This window comes from Sphingobacterium sp. WOUb80, from assembly GCF_050058145.1.
In the GTDB taxonomy this organism is placed as follows: Bacteria; Bacteroidota; Bacteroidia; order Sphingobacteriales; family Sphingobacteriaceae; genus Sphingobacterium.
This window is the reverse complement of the sequence record NZ_CP165617.1, coordinates 1,942,731-1,958,353: the sequence shown is the minus strand read 5'-3', so window position 1 is coordinate 1,958,353 and position 15,623 is coordinate 1,942,731. Positions and strand designations below refer to the sequence as shown.

The following is a 15,623-nucleotide window of genomic DNA, read 5'->3' as shown; positions in this document are numbered from 1 at the left end:
TCCGGCTCTTTTTAGTTTATTTTTGTGCTGTCGGAAGAGGAATGGAAAACCAGAAACTGCTTCCTTGGCCTATAGTACTATCGACACCAATCTCACCAGCATGTTTTTTTATAATCTCAGAGGAGATGTAAAGTCCGAGTCCAAGGCCTGAATAGGATTTACCCTCATGATTAGCCCGGTAATATCTATCGAATATAAAAGGTTGTACAGCTGGATTAATACCTTCGCCTTTGTCTATAACGGTTATTTTTATTTGATCTTGTAATTGTTCAACGACAATATTGATTTCTTTTGATTCCGGGGCGTACTTAACAGCATTGTTGACGAAATTAACAAGAACCTGTTCTAATCGCTGTTCGTCTGCAAATATATCTGCATCAAGATCTCCCGTAATGTTGACTTGATGGTTACCTTGCGATATAATATTGTGACAACTCGACGTAAGTATCTTTAATGCCTTGAAAGTTGTCTTTTCGAGATGGAGCTGCCCCTCACTGATTCGATGCATATTAAGTAAATCGTCAACAAGTGTAACAATCTTTTTGATATTGACAGCGGACTGATCAATAAGCCTTGAAATAACGTCACTTCCGGTCTTGTCTTTGAATCGCTCCAGCAGCTGAATGGTGCCTTTTAAACCTGTGACAGGGGTTTTTAATTCATGACTCGCAATACCAAGGAAGTCATCTTTTTGAGATTCATAATTTTTCCTTTTTGTAATATCTGCGACTACGCCAATGAGGTGAGTGGCGTTACCTTCTGCATCGTATTTGGGAAGTCCAGAGGCATTGATCCAATGCAGTGATCCATCTGGCCAACGGATAAGATATTCAGCGTGATAGGTCTTCCTGTTTTGGATTGCTTCCTGAACTTTTCTGTAGACCATTTCACGATGCTCAGGAATGATGCTTTGCATAAGGTCTTCATAATCAAAGCTATCTTTTTTAGTGAGGCCAAAATTTAGTTTGCAGGTTTCAGAGCAATCCATTTTCCCAGTTCTGATATCGCGATTGTAAGAGCCAAGTTCACCAGCTTTTAGTGCAATTTCTAACTGGTGATTGAGCGCTTCGAGATGTTCATTTCTTTTAATACGCTCAGTAACTTCATTTGCTATAACAATAATAGATTCGGTTTCACCTTCATCATTTTTCAAAGGCTCATAAGTGAAATCGAAGTAATGATCACCTAAGACGCCTTTCGACTCAAGTTTCGCATAGGCGGTATCTCCAATATAATTTTGGCCTGTTGTAAAAACGTCGTCCAATATTCCCAGATAGGGTTGTCCTTGCAGTTCAGGGAGTGCCTGAACGAGTGGTTTGCCAATGATAGCTTCTGTCTTACGCCAGAGTTTAAGCATCATATCGTTGGCTACTTCTATATATAAATCACGGCCTGTCAAAATAGCAAAAGCGATGGGAGCTTTATCTATAAAGGATCTGAATCGACGTTCGCTCTTTTTGAGGTTTTTGTTGAGTAGAACTGTCAAATCGTAGGATTTATTCAGCTGGCTATTGGTACGATAGAGTTCGTCATTGGCAAGTTCCATCTCATCGTTAAGTTCGATGAGTCGTTGTTGCATGGTTGCCATTGTAATATTTAGTCCCTCGAGCTCATCAATTTTATCTATGGAAGAGCTCCGAAGCTCAATTTGATCCATTGCTGTTCGTGCAAGACCCTCCAGTATCTGTCGGTCACTGCGCGTGAATGTGCGTGGATGCTTGTCGATAACACATAACGATCCGATCATAAATCCATCGTGAGTAATGAGGGGAGCGCCTGCGTAAAACCGCAAGCCAAAATCACCTATCACATTTGGATTGGCCAGCAATATGTCCTCCTTTAGAGCATCTTCGAAAACTGTTACTTTCTTGTTCAGAATAGCCAGACTACATAAGCTTTTACCTCGATTCGTTTCTTTTGTGGCACCCATGCCAATATTTGCTTTGAAATAGACAGATTCAGCGTCAACCAACGATAGCAACGCAATAGGAGCATTGAATATTTGTGTGGCTAATTTTGCGATTCCATCGAAGCTAGCTTCGGAAGGCGTACCGGTAATTTTATAGCGTCTAAGTGCATTCAGTCGGTCATGTTCATTTTTTGGCAAAATATCCATTCCAAACGTATTCTGTATCATAGTGACCGTGTAATTCTTTTCATAAAGATAAAGTTTTAATTACAAAAGCAATGATGCTTTTTCTCTATTTCATGTTTGAAAGAACGGGTAACATGGATTGTGTAAGGCATGGTGGTCGCCAGTTGTCGAAAGAATAAACAATTTTAGGAATCAAATAGCGTCGGTGTGCGGCATCGTTGTTCAAGATCAAGCAGGATAGATTTATTACGGAGGCCTCCGGCAAAGCCCACGAGCTTACCTGATTTGCCAATTATCCGATGGCATGGAGCAATAATGGCAATGGGGTTTTTATTCAATGCACCGCCGACAGCCCTGACGGCTTTGATGTCACCTAATTGCTGCGCGAGCTGGCCGTAAGTGATGGTGGTGCCGTAGGGGATTTGTAAAAGTGCTTTCCAGACCTTGACCTGAAATGCTGTTCCTTTAAAATCCAGCGGAACATCAAATACCTTTCTTTGCTTTGCAAAGTATTCCTTCAGTTGCAGTTCTGTCTGTATTAGAATTGGCGCCTGTTCGTCATAGTTTGCAGTAGGAAGCTTTGTGCGTATATAGTTTTCGCCTTCCCAAAGCAGACCTGAAAGTCCCTTTTCTGTAGCAACAATGTGGATGAGCCCAACAGGCGTGTTGATTTCCTTGTATACAAATCTATCGTTAACTTCCATATCTCTGTTTATCAATGCAGGGTTTGGATAAATCTACAAAAATGAATAGGTATCGAAAAATGTTAAGTTGACTTGTCTAGTGGATAAATCCAAGATTTTTTAACTCAATAATTTCAAAAGCTGCTCCTCTGCTAAAAAATACCTATTTTTATAGCTACTCTATTTTCAATGAAGATGAAAAAGCTTTTTCTGCTGTTGCTGATTACTTTTTTTTGCCAAAGCTTGTTTGCCAAAAAGATAAACGAACTTAAAATCTTGCAGATCAATATCTGGCAAGAGGGCACTGTCGTACCCAACGGTTTTCCGGCTATTGCTGATGAGATTATTGCTAAGCAAGCAGATGTCGTATTATTTAGCGAGGTCCGAAATTATAAGAATACAAATTTTGTTCAACATATTTTAGCCGAACTACGGGCAAAAGGAGCAAGTTATTTCGGAAAGTCAAGCGATGAAAAGCTGGATGTGGGTTTCATTTCCAAATATCCAGTGAGAGAGCAAAATGCGCTCTACGAAAAAAATAGTGATATGGGAGGGGTACTTAAGAGCAAGATTAAAGTCGGAAGGCGCAATTTTGTATTCTACTCTTTGCATCTTGATTACACCAATTATGCTTGTTATATGCCACGGGGCTATGATGGAGTAACTTGGGAGAAACTGACGAATCCAATTACAGATGTTTCAACCATAATCGCTGCAAATCGGAAAAGCAAACGCGATGAAGCGATCCGTGATATTATCAAAGATGTGGAAAAAGAGGATCAATCACAATCTTTTGTTGTCGCTGGGGATTTCAACGAGCCCTCACATCTGGATTGGACGAATGAAACAAAAGATCTTTTTGATCATAGGGGAGCTGTGGTTCCATGGGATTGTTCAGTTCTGCTACAAAGGGCTGGATTTACGGATAGTTTTCGTCAAAAGTATCCCAATCCGGTCAGGTATCCGGGATTTACTTATCCTGCATATAACAAGGATGTATCAATCAATAAATTGGCATGGGCACCAACAGCAGATGATCGTGATCGGATAGACTATATATATTATCGCAGTAGACTGCCCTTTCAACCGATCGAAGTGCATATAGTGGGTCCGGTTGAAACGGTCAAATATGGGCAAAAACAAGATAAAGATAGCGAAGATCATTTTTTAGTACCCAAGGGTATTTGGCCTACCGACCATAAAGCATTGCTCGTTTCCTTTAAATTCTAGCCGATCAGTTTTTGTGCTAACAGCACGTGGGTTCTTCTAGCTTGACCTGTGGTGTATTGCTTGGGCAGGAGGGTAGCCCCACGCTAAAAACTGAACCCTTGTTGGGCGTACTCTGGATGTTCACAACACCTTTGTTCCGTTCAATAAGATCCTTGCATAGGACAAGCCCCACACCTGACCCCGGTTCGTCTTCGGTACCAAAGGACTTTTGCTGAATCTCGTTAAACAATAAGGCAGATTTCGAGGGGTTGATGCCTACTCCTTCATCCTGAATATGGATATGTGTATAGAGGTCGTCTACGCTAGCATAGATGTTGATATTCCCATTAGCATAACTGAATTTGATTGCATTACTGATTAAGTTGCGCAAAATAATTATTGTATGATCCCTATTGGCAATTATTTGCGTCTCAGTAGGTATATTGATATTGATTTTTAGTTGTTTAGATAATGTGTTCTCCTTAAAACCTTTAATGATCTGCTGGATCATGGGTTTGATTAATAATGCTGACGCCTTGGTATCCATTCCCTGCATGCTGCTGCTGCCCCATTGCAATAGGTCATCTAATGCTTGATTCTGCTGCCTAATCTGCTGATATATTTGTTGAATATATTCCTGTGAGGTGGTACTGTCAAGCATTTGGTTGCGAAACATGAATACCAATGCCTCAAGGTTGGCAAAAGGACTTTTAATGTCGTGCGCAATAATTGAGAAAATTTTTTCTTTGTCTCGATTCAAGGATTCTAAATGATGACGTTGACGTTCGATCTTTTTCATATTCTTATAAATGATATCAAGAAAGAAGTTGACCGCAACAACCATAAAAGCAAGTGCATTGATAATGTTGAAAACAGACCTAGAGCGAGGGACTTGCTGATTCAGAGGAAGAATATCCGGGAGCAGATATAAAAGCGAAATCAAGAAAGCTACGGTAAGGCAAAGAATAATATGAATTTTTCTATTGTCATACATCAGCATGGAGACAATCAATGTGCACAATAAAAAGTATTCGCCCCCATTTTTATAGAGGAGAGCCCCTAAGAAGAAAAATACCGAATTGCTTGTCAGCAACGTAGCCTTAGCGATATTGTGTTTTCCATAATATTGAAGTAAAAGGACGGTAAACGCACATATTGAATTGGAGAAATTAATCGCTGATAAAATATAGCGGTGGTCAATAAGATTGAGGACTGAAAAGAAAATTGTCGGAAATAAACATAATAATGCAATCAGGTTTATCATGTAGACGCGTTTGAAATCGATGTACGACATCTCATGATGTGCACCAATATGGGAAAAAAAATTCCAATATTTACGAAAATGATTCATAGGGACGCGTCTGAATTTTCTTACAATTTCTGAATAGTCAAAATTAGCCATAAATCAGGAGTCCAACAATGATTTTTCTCGAATAGAATATATCGTAGACAGCGTCGGTAATTAAAAGGAGATCTATTGAATTGGGCGGGCACCCTTAATTCGGAAAAAACAGGCGTATTTCGGTCCCTTGATTTTCCTGGCTAAAGATAGCCATCTGTGCTTTCAGTCTTTCCAAAAGTTCCTGGACGATAAACAATCCGATACCCTTTCCCTGGTAATCCATAGAGTTGGAGCCACGAAGTCTTTCCATGCGGATATTTTCGAGTTCGTGTTGCGGAATGCCTATGCCATTATCTCTGATAATATATAACACGCCATTGGTTACTTTCTCACTGTAAATGTGTACCTGCGCATTTTTATTGGCCGATGAGTATTTAATAGCATTATTGACCAGGTTGGTGAAGATCTGGTAAATCCCATTCTGATCGCTGTTTACTGAAAAAAGATCGCCGAAAATAAGTTCCGTATGGGGGCTACGATATAATAATTTGGCCTCTCGGCACCAATTGGGAAGCGTGAGATCTAAACGGATGTTTTGTTTCTGTAGCTTATTGATCGGAGCAAGACTCAGTTCTACCGTTTTGTCAATAATATCTGCAATGTTTTCAAGCGATTGGTCGATCACATCGTACAGCTCCATCCGTCGATTGGATTGCATGTCTAAATGTTCTTTCAGCACACCTATCCCCAGTTTAGCGAGAGCTAATGGATTCTTGGCATCGTGAGAAAGCGTGTAAGAGATCATTCGCAGGTTTGTTGCGGGGTTGATCGCGGTATTTTCTTGATTCTTTTGTTTTTCTTCCTGTATTTTATGGGTAACATCTGTGGCTGTATGCAGGATAGAATATGTCCGACCACGCTTATCAAACAGCGGTTTATATTCAAAATCAAAATATCGTTTAAATTTAAAGTCACGGTCAGTGATTGTTGCTGGCGTATCAAAGGCCTTATAGGTTACACCGCTATCCCAAACATTACGCAGTATATCGGTAAATCCCTCTTGCGTAAATATGGGAAATACCTCTGCGAAAGAATGTCCGAATATCTCATTTTCAGTACGCCACATGCTTAACATACGCGAATTGGCAAATGCGATATTGAGGTTTGAATTATCATAAATGGCCGTTGCAATCGGCATCTGATTTAATGCTTCAAAAAAAATCGGAACATCCTTTTGAGGTTTTCGCATATTGGATATCTAATGATGGCCTGCTTACTGCAGTGCTGCGCTAAAATTACTCAAAAATCAAGCCAATAGGCAATTATTTTTGCGCTTTTTAGTTTCATTCCAAATTATCTTTTAGCTAAATTTAAAGGACATAGATATGGAAGATACAATTGGTTTTAAGATTTATGATCCTTTTAAAAGACAGACTTTTCCTTTTACGTATAAAGGACAGGATTATCAAGTCAGATTACTAAAAAGAGATGTAGCGAAAGAACAGGAGGAAGTGGAAATACTATTGGATGGCGTCATTCAGAACATTGTCAAAAAAAATAGCAAGTGGTCCTTTGATCGTATTGATGAAGACCAAGATTTTGCAAATGATATATGGCGGGCCATTTCATTACGTTATAGACTGTAATTTAATCAACAGACAAAAGAAAATTTAGCCAGTCGTACGTTTGGGATACTTGGAAAATACAATACTATTAGACTTTTTTATAGTAAGCTGACCTAATAAAAACACAAAATATTATTATATTTAATAAGCGTCAGGAATTTTAAAATTAAGAAATGGATAGGAATTTGTAATCGTATTACATATGGATAAGTATCTGGAAATTAGAGAATATGATGTTCAGGATAGAAGTAAGCTGATTGATATTCTCCGTATGAATGTACCGAAATATTTTGCGCCGAATGAGGTCGCAGACTTTAAGGAATATCTTGACCAGGAGATGGAAAGATATTTTGTTGCTCTTGTTAATGGACAAATTATTGGTGGTGGCGGAATCGGTTTTTCGGATGATGAACGGATAGGATTTCTTAGCTGGAGTTTTTTAAATCCAAAATATCACGGATTTGGTTTTGGTAAAGCCTTATTGCACCATCGTATCGATTTTCTCTACAGCCATGGCAGTGTCGAAACAATAGAAGTTGGAACCTCCCAGTTTACATTCGGATTCTACAAGAAAAACGGATTTATATTGAGGGAAATTCACAAAGATTACTGGGCTGAAGGATTTGATCTATACGATATGGTTCATACAAGGCAATAGGCTATATTTGATTAAGCCTAGTTAGATTGGGAGACTATAGGTAAAGGATAATATCATTTATTTAGTATCGTGAGATTTGCTTTGATTTGATTAAGGTGATGTATCGGATGATAGCTCATCAGGTAAAACATTTCGCGTATACTGAGCTTTCCCAGTAGAGGATGGGGTAGAGCCAGGCGATCAAGTTCATCTTCCTTGTATAAGGCAAGAAGCTGACTAATTGTTTCTAAAGTCTCTTCCGTTTGTGCTATCAGGAGCTCTTTTTGTTCGGTTGCAATCTCTTCAGGCAAAAATTGTTTTGGCGCCTGACTGCTTGTTTTTAGATAGTTATTGCGTACAGCATCGTAATCCCAGGGCGCGCGCTCCAGCATGCCGAATTTTTCGGAAATGAAATCTTTTGACTGAAGTACCTTAGGAAAAGGCAGTAGCGTTAGTAAAATATGTTTTAGCTGCTGACCGGCAGTCCATTTTTCATTGTGGCGAAAGGAAAAATGTGATTCAGGTAATGCCTGTATATAAGAAATAGCCGTATAATGATTGTCAGAAAAAGTTTTGATCAGCTCTTGTTTAGTCATAAAATTTTTATCTGTAATTGGTGTTTCTGCTTTGTTTAACGGAACATCCCCAACAGATGCTAGCATATAGCAGGTATTAAAAATAACAAATTATTTGTGAATGTCTATTATTTCGCTGTAATCAAAGCTAAAAACGGCCGGTATTTCACTATACCGGCCGTTTATTTAATCATCCAAGGTTTATTTTCTTCTTTGAAAGAGGCTATCTAGCTTTTAATAAGCACCAAAATCAGCAAGATGAGAATAAAAGAAATCGCCCCAGGAACTAGTAGATTCTATTTTAAAATACTGGGTACTAATTGATGTGTTAAGATCAACATTGATCCAGGATCCGGAAACTTTAATCAATTGAGCTGTTTTAATCAACGTCCAATTTATGCCGTTTGTACTTGAATAAATATTGATATCCTTCATCGCTCCATTTAAATTGTCGCGGTTACGGAAAGCAACTCCTTTCACTGTACGTATTGCACCCATATTGACGGAGAAGAAATGTGGCTGTGGGGTTTGGGTAGAAGACCAAGGCGTATGCCAAACCGTACTTCTGTTCATATCCAGGACATTGCTTGCCGGTGAACCAGGTTCGTTGCTATCGCTGGCGATAATTGACCAGCCTGTGGTCGGTAATAATTTATAAGTAACCACTTTGGATAGATCGGGTATATTATTAACGAAATTATAGGCGTAGCCTAAAGTTGTGCGGCTTCCGTTGACATGCATAAATCCGATTCGCATTTCGTAATTGCCTGTGAGATCATAGAAATCAGCTAATGGACATTCAAATCGAAAACTATCCTGACCGATTATTTTTGTAGCCCACTGTACCGCATCATAATCGTTATTTACACCGAAAGGTTCTCTATCGTGCCAAACAACAATGTCATTCACTGGTTTTGTTGCTGTAAACTTTCCAGAAACAATAATCTTGTTATTTACGAAGCTTGAGGACAATGAAGTGATTTCTGCAGATGCAGATGCATACCAGTCACTTCTTGCCACAGGGCTGAATACCTGGCTATTGTTGAATGTTGCTGCAGTGGTACTTGTCAATGAGGTAGTGGAGATTCCGTAAGTTGAGTTGCCTGAACCCATTAATGCAGTACCTAAGGTTGGAGCTAATGTTTTGTTCATTCTATTATGACTTGCATTTAAGCCATGGCCCAGTTCATGAATCATTCCGCCGATCCATACGGTCGCCTTCCAGCCAATATCACCGCCTATTCCGAGGTTCTTAGCGTCCAGATTTACATAATCCAAGGCGTAGCAACTCGTACCTGTGCCATAGAATGGAGGTCCTCCAGGATTTGCTGGATCGGTATCATAAGTTGGGATAATGATTAGATTATGTTCACTTTTTTTCGCGGAAGGATTTTGACTAAAATAACTGTCTACTTCCGTCTTCACAGCTCCGCTGCCTCCCGAATAAGGGTAAGTAGCTTTACCATATTTTCCAGCTATGTAATGGATATTAATTAGGCTGTCGTTGAGGAGATCCAGTCCAAAAGATCTTCGGCCAAAGCCTTCACGATCCATATTGTTGGCAAACATATTTTGTGCGTCCAGCAGGATCTTGCTGAGCCGTTTTCTGAAATTGGGAATAGAGTCTACATCATTTGGAACGAAATAGATGACGTTCAGTTTATAGGGGTTACTATTCCATTCGTTCGTTACTGTGGCAGTAGATGCTTTCGCTTTGAGAGTTCCAACGGATTCTTCGGTGTTTACCAGCGTCTTGCTACAGGACGCAGCTCCTATGGTGAGGGCCATAAGCATTAAATTTAGAAGTTTTCTCATAATGGTTTATATTGTGTGCCAATAAATATAAATGATACACCTTTTATTGGTGTGTAAAGAAATAAACTTTTACCATAATTAGTTTAGTCAATCGATTGATTAATCAACTTTGAAAAATGTTTTGTAACATTTTGTTTTTTTGTCATGAATCCGCTTAATTATGAATCAATAAATAACTTGATAAAATTTAAGGTCGTTTTTGCTGATTTTCCTAGCGGTCTTATTACATTTGAGTGTTTGAAGCATTAAATCGGATGGAAAAAATTAAAAACCTGATATTATTACTAGGCGCACCCAATGATGAGCAGGGGAATCTTAGCGTTATGGCATTAAATCGAAATGAATGTGCCTATAATTTCTATTGCCACAATGAAGGGACTGCAATTTTATGTACGGGCGGCATAGGTGAACATTTCAATCGGACAGAAAAACCGCATGGAGCTTATGCCAAAGCCTATTTGACGGAAAGAGGTGTCGCTGAGAGAGATTTACTTTCGTGCGTACTATCCACAAATACTTACGAAGATTTCATGCTATCAAAGGAGATCATCAAACAGATTTCTCCTGATCTCTTCATCGTGATTACATCTGATTTTCATATGAAGAGAGCAAGATTATTGCAAGAAAAACTGATTGGCTATCCTAATGTAATATTTATAGCAGCAAAGTCGACTGTTAGTTCTGAAGAATTTGATTTGCTGTCATTGCATGAACAAAAGGCTATTCAGCGGATACTGGAAAGTTAAAGAGTCATATTGTTTTTAGCGATTGATCCCTTATGCCGCAGTGTTAGTTATACAATGAAATGGATAGAACGATTAAATTAGATGTTTTTTTACCTTATGACCAAGATCTTGTGTGGCGTGCCCTGACGGATGCAGATCTTCTTGGAAAATGGTTTATGCTAAATAATATCAAAGCAGAAACGGGGCATTATTTTACTTTTAGGATGAAGGCCCAAAAAGGCTGGGATGGTATTACCCATTGCGAGATTATTTCTGCCATACCCCGGCAGTATCTTGCTTATACCTATCGGGGTGAAGCTACTGGGGAGAAAGCATTGGCCTGCGCCGGAATTCATTCGGATAAGGCAGATAAACTAACCAAAGGGATCTTTACAAAATTGGATACGGTATTGAGTTTTTCATTGGAACCTACATGCGGCGGGACTCTATTGAAGGTGAAACAGTCCGGGTATAAAGGCATTAAGCTTGTCTTGATTAGTTTTATTATGGAAATGGGCTGGAAAAAGCAGTTGCGCAAGAAGTTACCCAATCTCTTGCAAAAGCTCAATCCAGACCTATAGAAGCCATGATTAGCCCATTTTTTTTCTGAGCCATTTGCGGACAGGTTCATCATACCATTTCAAGCTGGCATAGGCTAGCGCAATACTTGTTACCAGAATCAATATGGCGTAAGGTAAGGCCTGTACAATGGTCACATCCTTATTGTTGCTGATCCAGGCAACATAAAAATAGACAAAAGGGTAGTGTACGAGATATAACGGGTAGGAGATGTCACCCAGAAATTTACAGAGCTTATTCTCTATTTTGCTGGTTGATATGTTGCCTGTCCCTAGGTAAACAATCAGGGGGAATACAATGATAATGCATACCGACTCATATATTCCATTCATCCAGAGTTTTTCTGCTCCACCTATACGAGGCATATATAACACAATAGCGATTAAAATACTACAGTACAAAAATGCATGCCGGATACGGCTCGGACTTGTTATTCTCGATAGGAGGAGCCCTGCAAAGAAAGGATACATCGTCCGGGTGATTCCTATCCGCACTTGCTCAGTATTTAATGTCCAGCCTCCGCTAACATCTCCGTTGGGACTTGTGATTGCCAAATGGGCGAGCGCCACAGCTGCTATAAAGACCAAAATGCTTAATGCTGTTTTAGATAATTTTCGAATACCTATGGCATATAAAATATTAGCAATATATTCAAAAAACAAAGACCAGCCGACACTATTGAGTGGGTGCATTTCCTGCCAGCCACGAATATCCAATGAAAGGGGAACGGGGAGAATCGTATAACCGATGAGCATTACCAAAAGCATTTTCCAGAGTGGAACGGTGTGAATAAGTGGCCAGATTGTGGAATCTGTAAAGTAAAAGCCGATTGCGCCAAGGGTCATGCCCAGTATAACCATGGGTTGAAGTCGTTCAATACGGCGTTTAAAGAAGGTGCCAATCGTCATTTTAGGCCAGCGATCATCATAGGCATAACCGATCACAAATCCAGATAAAAGAAAGAAAAAGTCAACTGCTAAATAGCCATGATTGACCAAGATATCGAGATGCCCTGTCCCCAGTGGCTCCGTGAGATGAAAGGTGACAACGATAATTGCTGCTACTCCTCTTAGTCCGTCTAAAATGGGATAGTGTGGCTTTGTAGAAAGGTTTTTATTGTTCATGGCTTCTGATCGTATTTCGAAGATGTCTATGGACTTGCTAATTGTTTATAAATATTATAATGAATGGGTGAAAATAATGAAATAACAGGTTCGAATTTGATCAAATCGTATCAAAATCCCGATGGTTAGTCTCATTTTTCATATTGCAGCGAACAGTTTATACGGATTCACAATTCTTGTTACTGGTATATACAGCTACCCAACTTATTTTCTTATTGATGATGCATTGCGGGATTCAATGCTCCAAATTTTTTATATCTTGCTGCCCGATTCACAAAGGCTTTCTTTGACCTTAAGTTTACGAAAGAAGGAAAAGAAGCTCACTTTGCGCATTGAAAATCCTATTGAGCATTTATAAACATAAATAATAGAAGAGATGATTGTTGTTAAAGTAACCTATAGTGTCCATGATGACTATATACATACGAATAAACAAATGATTGAAAGCTTTCTCAAAGATTTCAGAAAGTTAGATGGAACACAATTCCTATATACTATTTTACAGAGCGGTGAAAGCAATACCTTCGTGCATATTTCCCAGTATAAGAATAGAGAGATACAGGATCAATTGTTGAAAGTACCCAGCTTTCTCCATTTTCAGGAACAAAGAGATAAAAACCTTGCTACTGAACCCAAAATCGAGTTTATGAACTTTATAGGAAGCTCAAAGAATCAGTTTTAGCGAAGACGAAACTACTTCCTAAAAAGATATGTTTAATCGCTATACGCAATCAAACCACTTTGTTTGGTATTTGCAATGTCAAGAATTTGGGTTAAGCTTTTTATGTCAGTATCCATGTGCAGTCCCTTGCTTAATATAATTTGCTGCATTTGTTTAATCAGAGCAGTATCCAGCCTGAAATCTGTATAATAGTCAAATCGTTTGGCGATTATTCCTTTTTGCTGAAGGCTACAGAAAGTTTTTTCATCAAGTTGTCCAGCAAAAACCAGCCCTGCCTTTTCGGGGAAATCTGGTTTTGGTTGTTTATCATCGATCGTATAAAAGTCTAACATGTTAAGATTTAAGTTTAGCAAGTATCTGGTTACATCGACTCGATGGTGTACCGTGTACTTCAATGACCTGTATGCCGAGATCGTCAATCCAATCGAGGAGTAAATCATTTACTTGAGATCTAAGTTTTGGTAGATCCGACTTTTGGCAATGTATCAAATCAGGTTCTTCGATGGGGACAAACACCAAAATATCAATTTCAGCCAAAACTGTAATGGTTTTTTCAAAAAGGGACTGAATATTTTTCTTAGGATCAAGAATATGCAGATACGCCAAGATGTCGAGTACACATCTGTCGAATATCACATCCTCTCCACTTTGGGAAATTAGCCGGGCAGAGTAGTTAAATTGTTCAACGAAATCTTCAGCAGTGGGTTCTTCAAGGAATTCATGCCCCGATGATTCCAGCTGATAGTAGGGTTCTACTTCTAGGGTATACTCGGGAAGCTTTTCTAGGAGCTCCTCTGCTAAGGTGGTTTTACCTACTTTGTGCGTGCCAAATAAAGCAATTCTCATTTTTCAAATATATTTGTGGAGTAGGTAATTCAGGTGTTACGATAATGGTGTAAACTCAAAAAGTGGATTTTTTGATTCTCTTTTTGAGCGTTTCCTACGTTTTTGCTTATTGTAAATTTGGGAAAGGCAATCTATAAGATAAAGAATATTTTTCTCCATTAATTTCAACGGCTTGCTTTTCCTTCATGGTTTGTAATAACTTAGTGAAGTCACCAAAAAATTTTTTGTCTAAATAAATACTGTATAAGTCATCACTTCTTTTAATCGTCGAACCGCTCTTAATATCGTTCCAGTCCTCGTTCCATTTCAATGGTTCTTCAGGCGAGTAACTATACTTTGTCGCCATAACTTCAAAGGTATCTGGTAGCCATTCTTTTGCTTTACTTTCATTGTAATTGACAATACGATCAAATACAGTTAAGAAGTCTTTTGGGGTATTTTGTCGAGCATCACTATTAATTCCCCTTATTTGGCCATATACACTGATTTCTTTTAGTGTATCAAAGTTAAAAATAATAATATTGGTCGGTTGGTCTGTTTTACTTGAAGCTTCAATAAAGTCTTCTTGTTTTATTAAATTGTCTGTGATTCCAAGTGATTTAATTATTTCCTGCGCTGTCGTTCTGTCATTTGACACTTCATAGTATTTCCATTGTTTATTGACTATTTTTTTGTAAATGATTTGCCCACTTTCATATAAGGCAAAAGTAGGGACGTCAGAACCGATAACCATTAGCCAAGGGTCTGTTTCAATTAAAACAACAATGGGTTTTCCATATTTTTCATTAAAGGTTTGTCCGAATGTAACCGTCAAATTCAAGGTTAGTAATATTGTCAAAATCTTTTTTATCATATCAGTTGTATTTTTTAAGTGATAAACAAAGTCAAGCAATTATGCTTTAATAAGCTGATTGGAGATGATTCCATTCCTCGGTCTCACGAATTACCCAGAATGATAGCTACATAATTGTTGGAGAATATTTCGTCAAGTCGAACTTAATAAAAAATAGTGTACTTCATACGATGAAAATGAAATTTTTTAGGTACAGGACTAAGTCTGCAAAAGGATCTACCCCGGCTCTTGTTTATTTGTATCCAAATGCGGTTAAAACAAAAAAAGCTAATCTTGCGATTAGCTTTTTTTTGTGATCCCGCTGGGATTCGAACAAAGCCCGAAAATCTGCAAAATAAAGGGAGAAACGGTATATAGTGGTGGAATAAAAAGCTTTTATTGAGTATTATAGCTCAAAATCTTTTAATAGTGCTATGACGATTTGATCTATGAATCTTCAAAACTATATGGTTCATTCTGTTAAAATGTTATAATCTTTGTCAATCCAGAGGATTAGAAATTATTAGTTTTTTTTGATGAAAAAAGAGTTGGTCGGATTTGTGCTGTCAACGAAGATAAATTATTCCGACCTTATTTATCTGTTTGATTTAGTTGGTTTTGGAAATGTGAGAAGCATCCTAATTGGCTCTTAAAGCTATCTCGATAATTTTCTGATGGATCCTGAGGGAAAAATCATTTCTAGGAGTGATAATAAAAAAGGGTATTGGAAAAGAATAGTAGAATGTTTTAATAAATCAATCAATGGTTAATGTTTTTTAGTAAATCACGGTCTTTTGAAAGAAATATTTTCGTTTCGAAAAGGTTTTCGTAGAAAGAACAAACGTTTGCTTGTG

16 protein-coding genes are annotated in these 15,623 nt (G+C 38.4%); 6 read left to right on the top strand and 10 right to left on the bottom strand.

Features of this window, described 5'->3' with window-relative positions; genetic code table 11:
* Window positions 1-16: 16 nt before the first annotated feature.
* Window positions 17-2,137 carry an ATP-binding protein gene (locus AB1Z56_RS08050; RefSeq protein WP_426791649.1) on the bottom strand — a complete coding sequence of 707 codons (2,121 nt, stop codon included), beginning with the start codon at window positions 2,135-2,137 and terminating at the stop codon, window positions 17-19.
* A 143-nt stretch (window positions 2,138-2,280) separates the two neighbouring features.
* Window positions 2,281-2,799 (bottom strand): methylated-DNA--[protein]-cysteine S-methyltransferase, encoded by a 519-nt coding sequence (locus AB1Z56_RS08045; protein ID WP_309366932.1) that lies wholly within the window; start codon window positions 2,797-2,799, stop codon window positions 2,281-2,283.
* 174 nt (window positions 2,800-2,973) lie between these two features.
* Here AB1Z56_RS08045 and AB1Z56_RS08040 point away from each other — a divergent pair, with 174 nt between their 5' ends.
* The gene (locus tag AB1Z56_RS08040) at window positions 2,974-4,008 is read left to right on the top strand and encodes an endonuclease/exonuclease/phosphatase family protein (RefSeq protein WP_426791648.1); all 1,035 of its coding nucleotides are present in this window, start codon (window positions 2,974-2,976) and stop codon (window positions 4,006-4,008) included.
* Between the two features lie 16 nt (window positions 4,009-4,024).
* Here AB1Z56_RS08040 and AB1Z56_RS08035 read toward each other — a convergent pair whose 3' ends face one another.
* Window positions 4,025-5,338: a sensor histidine kinase gene (locus tag AB1Z56_RS08035; RefSeq protein WP_309366934.1), complete on the bottom strand. Its 1,314-nt coding sequence runs from the start codon at window positions 5,336-5,338 to the stop codon at window positions 4,025-4,027.
* Between the two features lie 145 nt (window positions 5,339-5,483).
* A complete protein-coding gene (locus tag AB1Z56_RS08030) occupies window positions 5,484-6,578 on the bottom strand; it encodes an ATP-binding protein (RefSeq protein ID WP_313270006.1) in 1,095 nt (364 codons plus the stop codon).
* 136 nt (window positions 6,579-6,714) lie between these two features.
* On the opposite strand from AB1Z56_RS08030, the gene AB1Z56_RS08025 reads away from it, so the two are divergent.
* Both AB1Z56_RS08025 and AB1Z56_RS08020 read left to right on the top strand, forming a co-directional pair.
* Entirely contained in the window at window positions 6,715-6,975 is a 261-nt protein-coding gene (locus AB1Z56_RS08025) for a hypothetical protein (RefSeq protein WP_309366936.1), read from the top strand.
* Window positions 6,976-7,156: 181 nt separating this feature from the next.
* On the top strand, window positions 7,157-7,612 hold the full coding sequence (locus tag AB1Z56_RS08020) for a GNAT family N-acetyltransferase (protein ID WP_426791647.1): 456 nt from the start codon (window positions 7,157-7,159) through the stop codon (window positions 7,610-7,612).
* Between the two features lie 53 nt (window positions 7,613-7,665).
* Here AB1Z56_RS08020 and AB1Z56_RS08015 read toward each other — a convergent pair whose 3' ends face one another.
* A complete protein-coding gene (locus tag AB1Z56_RS08015) occupies window positions 7,666-8,253 on the bottom strand; it encodes a DinB family protein (protein ID WP_426791646.1) in 588 nt (195 codons plus the stop codon).
* Window positions 8,254-8,400: 147 nt separating this feature from the next.
* A complete protein-coding gene (locus AB1Z56_RS08010) occupies window positions 8,401-9,981 on the bottom strand; it encodes a discoidin domain-containing protein (protein ID WP_309366939.1) in 1,581 nt (526 codons plus the stop codon).
* 254 nt (window positions 9,982-10,235) lie between these two features.
* On the opposite strand from AB1Z56_RS08010, the gene AB1Z56_RS08005 reads away from it, so the two are divergent.
* Window positions 10,236-10,727, top strand: a complete 492-nt coding sequence (locus tag AB1Z56_RS08005; protein ID WP_313269997.1) for a YdcF family protein — start codon at window positions 10,236-10,238, stop codon at window positions 10,725-10,727.
* 59 nt (window positions 10,728-10,786) lie between these two features.
* Window positions 10,787-11,287 (top strand): SRPBCC family protein, encoded by a 501-nt coding sequence (locus AB1Z56_RS08000; RefSeq protein ID WP_426791645.1) that lies wholly within the window; start codon window positions 10,787-10,789, stop codon window positions 11,285-11,287.
* Window positions 11,288-11,296: 9 nt separating this feature from the next.
* Here AB1Z56_RS08000 and AB1Z56_RS07995 read toward each other — a convergent pair whose 3' ends face one another.
* On the bottom strand, window positions 11,297-12,409 hold the full coding sequence (locus tag AB1Z56_RS07995) for an acyltransferase family protein (protein ID WP_426791644.1): 1,113 nt from the start codon (window positions 12,407-12,409) through the stop codon (window positions 11,297-11,299).
* A gap of 376 nt (window positions 12,410-12,785) precedes the next feature.
* Here AB1Z56_RS07995 and AB1Z56_RS07990 point away from each other — a divergent pair, with 376 nt between their 5' ends.
* The gene (locus tag AB1Z56_RS07990; RefSeq protein WP_309366943.1) at window positions 12,786-13,091 is read left to right on the top strand and encodes a hypothetical protein; all 306 of its coding nucleotides are present in this window, start codon (window positions 12,786-12,788) and stop codon (window positions 13,089-13,091) included.
* A 32-nt stretch (window positions 13,092-13,123) separates the two neighbouring features.
* Here the strand turns inward: AB1Z56_RS07990 and AB1Z56_RS07985 are convergent, their stop codons facing one another.
* The 3 genes from AB1Z56_RS07985 to AB1Z56_RS07975 all read right to left on the bottom strand — a co-directional run bounded on the left by AB1Z56_RS07985 (window position 13,124) and on the right by AB1Z56_RS07975 (window position 14,790).
* Window positions 13,124-13,423 carry a hypothetical protein gene (locus tag AB1Z56_RS07985; RefSeq protein WP_426791643.1) on the bottom strand — a complete coding sequence of 100 codons (300 nt, stop codon included), beginning with the start codon at window positions 13,421-13,423 and terminating at the stop codon, window positions 13,124-13,126.
* Between the two features lies 1 nt (window position 13,424).
* Window positions 13,425-13,937: an AAA family ATPase gene (locus tag AB1Z56_RS07980; RefSeq protein WP_309366945.1), complete on the bottom strand. Its 513-nt coding sequence runs from the start codon at window positions 13,935-13,937 to the stop codon at window positions 13,425-13,427.
* A gap of 106 nt (window positions 13,938-14,043) precedes the next feature.
* A complete protein-coding gene (locus AB1Z56_RS07975; RefSeq protein WP_426791642.1) occupies window positions 14,044-14,790 on the bottom strand; it encodes a hypothetical protein in 747 nt (248 codons plus the stop codon).
* Window positions 14,791-15,623: the final 833 nt, after the last annotated feature.